The 4,679-nt window shown below is 74.5% G+C and carries 5 protein-coding genes, 1 pseudogene and 1 riboswitch; of the genes and pseudogenes, 5 read left to right on the top strand and 1 reads right to left on the bottom strand.

The features are described 5' to 3' along the window. Nucleotides 1-310: pseudogene (locus E1291_RS42860) on the top strand (hypothetical protein); the annotation flags it as partial. 40 nt (nt 311-350) lie between these two features. Here E1291_RS42860 and E1291_RS39380 read toward each other — a convergent pair. After that, nucleotides 351-827, bottom strand: a complete 477-nt coding sequence (locus E1291_RS39380; protein WP_131743110.1) for a hypothetical protein — start codon at nt 825-827, stop codon at nt 351-353. A 104-nt stretch (nt 828-931) separates the two neighbouring features. On the opposite strand from E1291_RS39380, the gene purN reads away from it, so the two are divergent. The 4 genes from purN (at nt 932) to E1291_RS39360 (ending at nt 4,512) form a co-directional block, all read left to right on the top strand. After that, nucleotides 932-1,618, top strand: coding sequence for a phosphoribosylglycinamide formyltransferase (gene purN, locus E1291_RS39375; protein WP_131743109.1), 687 nt, complete (start codon nt 932-934; stop codon nt 1,616-1,618). After that, nucleotides 1,599-3,161 (top strand): bifunctional phosphoribosylaminoimidazolecarboxamide formyltransferase/IMP cyclohydrolase, encoded by a 1,563-nt coding sequence (purH, locus tag E1291_RS39370; protein WP_207401191.1) that lies wholly within the window; start codon nt 1,599-1,601, stop codon nt 3,159-3,161. Before purN ends, purH begins: the two co-directional genes overlap by 20 nt. A 131-nt stretch (nt 3,162-3,292) precedes the next feature. Further along, nucleotides 3,293-3,472: a hypothetical protein gene (locus tag E1291_RS39365; RefSeq protein ID WP_131743107.1), complete on the top strand. Its 180-nt coding sequence runs from the start codon at nt 3,293-3,295 to the stop codon at nt 3,470-3,472. 31 nt (nt 3,473-3,503) lie between these two features. Then, nucleotides 3,504-3,589: riboswitch (ZMP/ZTP riboswitch) on the top strand. Nucleotides 3,590-3,639: 50 nt separating this feature from the next. Beyond that, a complete protein-coding gene (locus E1291_RS39360; RefSeq protein ID WP_131743106.1) occupies nt 3,640-4,512 on the top strand; it encodes a bifunctional methylenetetrahydrofolate dehydrogenase/methenyltetrahydrofolate cyclohydrolase in 873 nt (290 codons plus the stop codon). Nucleotides 4,513-4,679: the final 167 nt, after the last annotated feature.

Here is a 4,679-nt window from a genome sequence, read left to right as displayed (position 1 = left end):
CGCGCCGGCGGCCTCGCCGTACGCGCCGGGCCCGCTGGAGTTCGAGGAGGCCGAACCCGTCCTCGCGCCGCGTCGCGCGCGTGGCCGGGCGCGGGCGGAGGACCCGCCGCCCGAACTCGCCGGGGACCCGCCCCCGCCCGCCGACGGCACGGTCGCGCTGGAGGGCCATCTCGCCGAGGAGACCCGGCCGGGGCCGCGGCTCGTCCGGGACGAGGAGGCCGGGCACGTCCCGCCGCGCGAGGACCTCGGGCGCACCGAGAACCGGGGCGGGGCGATCTACGTTCTGCGGGACGAGCCGAGGCGCGACTGACGCGAACCGGGCCGCCGGGACGAGAGCGGACCGGGAGGGCTCAGAACAGGTCGCCGTACTTGTCCATGCTTCCCGCGGGCCAGTGCATCTTCTTCTCGATCTTCGGGAAGTACTCGTGCCGGCACACGCGCTCGTCGGCGTGGGTGTTGGCGTCCCCGATGCACTCCTGATAGCCGCTCAGCTCCGGCCACAGGTACGCCGACACCGCGACCGACAGCGCCGACACCGCCAGGCCCACCGAGCCCAGCGCGATGCCCGCCGTCGCGCCCGGCGCGACGCCGCGCGCCCGGCCGGCCGCGCGCCGGGCCCGGATGCCGACGACGAGCGCGGCCACCCCGAGCACGAGCCCGAGCGGGTAGAAGAAGAAGCCGGTGAGGAGGGCGAAACCGCCGATCCACAGGGCCCTGCGGCCCGACGGCTCGACCGGGCCCCGGACCGGTGGCGGCCCCTCGGGCGGCTCCGGAGGCCCCTGCCGGCGATCTCCGGAACGGGCCGGGGTCTCCGGTTGCTCACTCACGTTCGTTTCCTCCCGGTGATACGGCCGTGACGTGGATTCATGGGCACCGAGCCCGGCCGATAGGCTGCATCCGAACTGCACAACCCCACGTCCACCAGGGAGTCATGGTGTCCGCCCGGCTCGTCGTCCTCGTCTCCGGCGCGGGGACCAACCTACAAGCGCTGCTCGACGCGTGCGCGGATCCAGCCTACGGGGCGCAGGTCGTGGCCGTGGGAGCGGATCGCTCCGGCACCGGCGGCGTCGAACGCGCCGAGCGCGCGGGGCTGCCCGCCTTCACCGTCCGGATCCCCGACTTCGCGAGCCGCGCCGACTGGGACGCCGCGCTCACCGACGCCGTCGCCGCGCACGAACCCGACCTCGTGGTCTCGGCCGGCTTCATGAAGATCCTCGGGCCGCGCTTCCTGGCCCGCTTCGGCGGCCGCACGGTCAACACCCATCCGGCGCTGCTGCCCTCCTTCGCCGGCGCCCACGCGGTACGGGACGCCCTGGCGTACGGGGTCAAGGTCACGGGTTGTACCGTGCACTTCGTCGACGAAGGCGTGGACACCGGACCCGTCATCGCCCAGGAGACCGTCCCCGTGGGCTGGCACGACGACGAAGACTCCCTGCACGAGCGCATCAAGCAGGTGGAGCGCGGCCTCCTGGTCGACGTCGTCGGGCGGCTGGCCCGCGACGGGTGGACCGTCCGAGGCCGGCGGGTCTCCATGAAATGCAGAACCTGCGGTGACTCGGATGACACCGTTTCGTCCCACAACGAGGGGAGCTCGGCCGGTGAGTCGGGTGGCGATTAGGCGCGCGCTGATCAGCGTGTACGACAAGTCCGGGCTGGAGGAGCTGGCCCGGGGGCTGCACGAGGCCGGAGTGGAGATCGTCTCCACGGGCTCCACGGCGGGGCGGATCGCCGCCGCCGGCGTCCCGGTCATGAAGGTGGAGAAGCTCACCGGGTTCCCCGAGTGCCTGGACGGGCGGGTCAAGACCCTGCACCCGAAGGTGCACGCGGGCCTGCTCGCCGACCGGCGCAAGGACGACCACCTCCAGCAGCTCGACGATCTGGACGTCGAGCCGTTCGACCTCGCGGTGGTGAACCTGTACCCGTTCGCCGAGACCGTCGACTCGGGCGCCGGCCCGGACGAGTGCGTCGAGCAGATCGACATCGGCGGCCCCACGATGGTCCGCGCCGCGGCGAAGAACCACGCGTCCGTCGCGGTCGTGGTGGACCCCGCCGCCTACGGGGCCGTCCTGGAGGCCGTGCGGGGAGGCGGCTTCACGCTGGACGAGCGGCGCCGCCTGGCCGCGCGGGCGTTCGCGCACACCGCGTCCTACGACGTGGCGGTCGCGTCCTGGTTCGCGGGCTCCTACGCGCCGGACGAGACCGCGGGCGAGACGCGGTGGCCCGACTTCCTCGGCGCCACCTGGGAGCGCGCGAACGTCCTGCGGTACGGGGAGAACCCGCACCAGAGCGCGGCGCTGTACGTGGGCGGTGACGGCGGCGGCCTGGCCGGAGCCGAGCAGCTCCACGGCAAGGAGATGTCCTACAACAACTACGTCGACGCCGACGCCGCGCGCCGCGCCGCGCACGACTTCGCCGAGCCCGCCGTCGCGATCATCAAGCACGCCAACCCGTGCGGCATCGCGGTCGGCGCCGACCTCGCCGAGGCGCACCGCAAGGCGCACGCCTGCGACCCGCTGTCGGCCTTCGGCGGCGTCATCGCGGTGAACGGCACGGTCACCGCGGCGCTGGCCGAGCAGGTCGCGGAGATCTTCACCGAGGTGCTGGTCGCCCCCGCCTTCGAGGACGCGGCGCTGGAGATCCTCACCCGCAAGAAGAACATCCGGCTGCTGCGCTGCCCGCAGGCGCCCGCGGGCGCCACCGAGTACCGGCGGATCGACGGCGGCGTCCTGCTGCAGACCGTCGACCGCGTGGACGCCCCCGGCGACGACCCGGCCGGCTGGGAGCTCAAGGTCGGCGCCGCCGCCGACGAGGCGACCCTGCGCGACCTGGCGTTCGCCTGGCGGGCCTGCCGCGCGGTGAAGTCCAACGCGATCCTGCTGGCCTCCGGCGGCGCCACGGTCGGCGTCGGGATGGGCCAGGTCAACCGGGTCGACTCCGCCAAGCTCGCGGTCACGCGGGCCGGGGCGGAGCGCGCCGCGGGGGCGGTCGGCGCCTCCGACGCGTTCTTCCCGTTCCCCGACGGCCTGGAGGTGCTGACGGCGGCGGGCGTGCGCGCGATCGTCGAGCCGGGCGGGTCGGTCAACGACGACAAGGTGATCGCGGCGGCGGAGAAGGCCGGGATCACGCTCTACTTCACGGGCGTCCGGCACTTCTTCCACTGACGGTCCGCGCCGTTCCGGCCACTCCACCCGGGTCCGGTTGGTAGCCTCTGCCTGGCCGTGCTCCCTTCCTGCCCCCTCTGTGCCCCCTCCTTGCCCCGACCCTCGCGCGGCCGTCCGCCGTTGGAGGCGCGATGGACGCCGTACTGACCCTCCTCGTGGGCTCGATCGCCCAGGCCGACTCCCTGCTGATGGAGTCCCGGCAGCTGATCGGCCTGATCGCCGCGGCACTGGCCGCGATGCTCGCCGCGCACCTCGGCTGGCACGGCACCGACCGGCTGATCACCTGGCGGCAGCGCCCCGACGAGGACTGACCGCCGCCGGTTCGTCCCGGACGGCTAGCATGGCGTTCGACGCGACTGGCGCGGTCAAGGTGGATCACCACCGGGGAGCGAACCACAGTCCGGACACCGCGCGCCTGGGTGGACGGGACCTCGAGCCGGGGTGCTCCGGTCCCCGGCGGGACAGCGCGGAGGAACGCATGACGGCACAGATTCTGGACGGGAAGGCCACCGCCGCCGAGATCCGGTCCGACCTCAAGGTCCGCGTCGAGGCGCTCCGCGCGCGCGGCGTGTCCGTGGGCCTCGGCACCGTCCTGGTGGGCGACGACCCCGGAAGCCACGCCTACGTCGGCATGAAGCACCGCGACTGCGCCGAGGTCGGCATCCAGAGCATCCGCCGTGACCTGCCCGCCGACGCCACCCAGGAGCAGGTGGAGCGGGCCGTCGCCGAGCTGAACGACGACCCCGCCTGCACCGGCTACATCGTCCAGCTGCCCCTGCCCAAGGGCCTGGACGAGCAGCGCGTGCTGGAGCGCATCGACCCCGCCAAGGACGCCGACGGGCTGCACCCGATGAGCCTCGGCCGGCTCGTCCTCATGCAGCCCGGGCCGCTGCCCTGTACCCCGAAGGGGATCATCGAGCTGCTGCGCCGCTTCGGGGTCCCGATCGCGGGCGCCGAGGTCGCCGTCGTCGGCCGGGGCATCACCGTGGGCCGCTCGCTCGGCCTGCTGCTGACCCGGCGCACCGAGAACGCCACCGTGACGCTGTGCCACACCGGGACCCGCGACCTCGCCGCGCAGACCCGCCGGGCCGACATCGTCGTGGCCGCCGCGGGCGTCCCCGGCCTCATCACGGCCGACATGGTCAAGCCCGGCGCCGCGGTGCTGGACGTCGGGGTCTCCCGGGTGGACGGCAAGCTCACCGGCGACGTCGCCGACGGCGTCCGCGAAGTCGCCGGCTGGGTCGCGCCCAACCCCGGCGGGGTGGGCCCGATGACCCGCGCGATGCTCCTCGCCAACGTCGTCGAGGCCGCGGAGAACGCCGCGGAGAACGCCGCGGAGAACGCAGCCTGACCGGCCCGCCCTCGCGGTGGCGGCCGCGAGGTCGTCCGGTGGGGTCGTCCTGCGGGCCGCCGCCGCACCCTGGCGACGGCCCGTCCGGAGTCCGCCCGGGACCGCACGGCCCGCGCGGAGGCCCGCGCGGTCCCGGGGCTGGCGGCCGCCCTGTTCGCGCTGCGCCT

It is taken from the genome of Actinomadura roseirufa, assembly GCF_900659635.1.
Classification (GTDB): Bacteria; Actinomycetota; Actinomycetes; order Streptosporangiales; family Streptosporangiaceae; genus Spirillospora; species Spirillospora roseirufa.
This window is presented reverse-complemented; position numbering and strand designations above follow the sequence as displayed.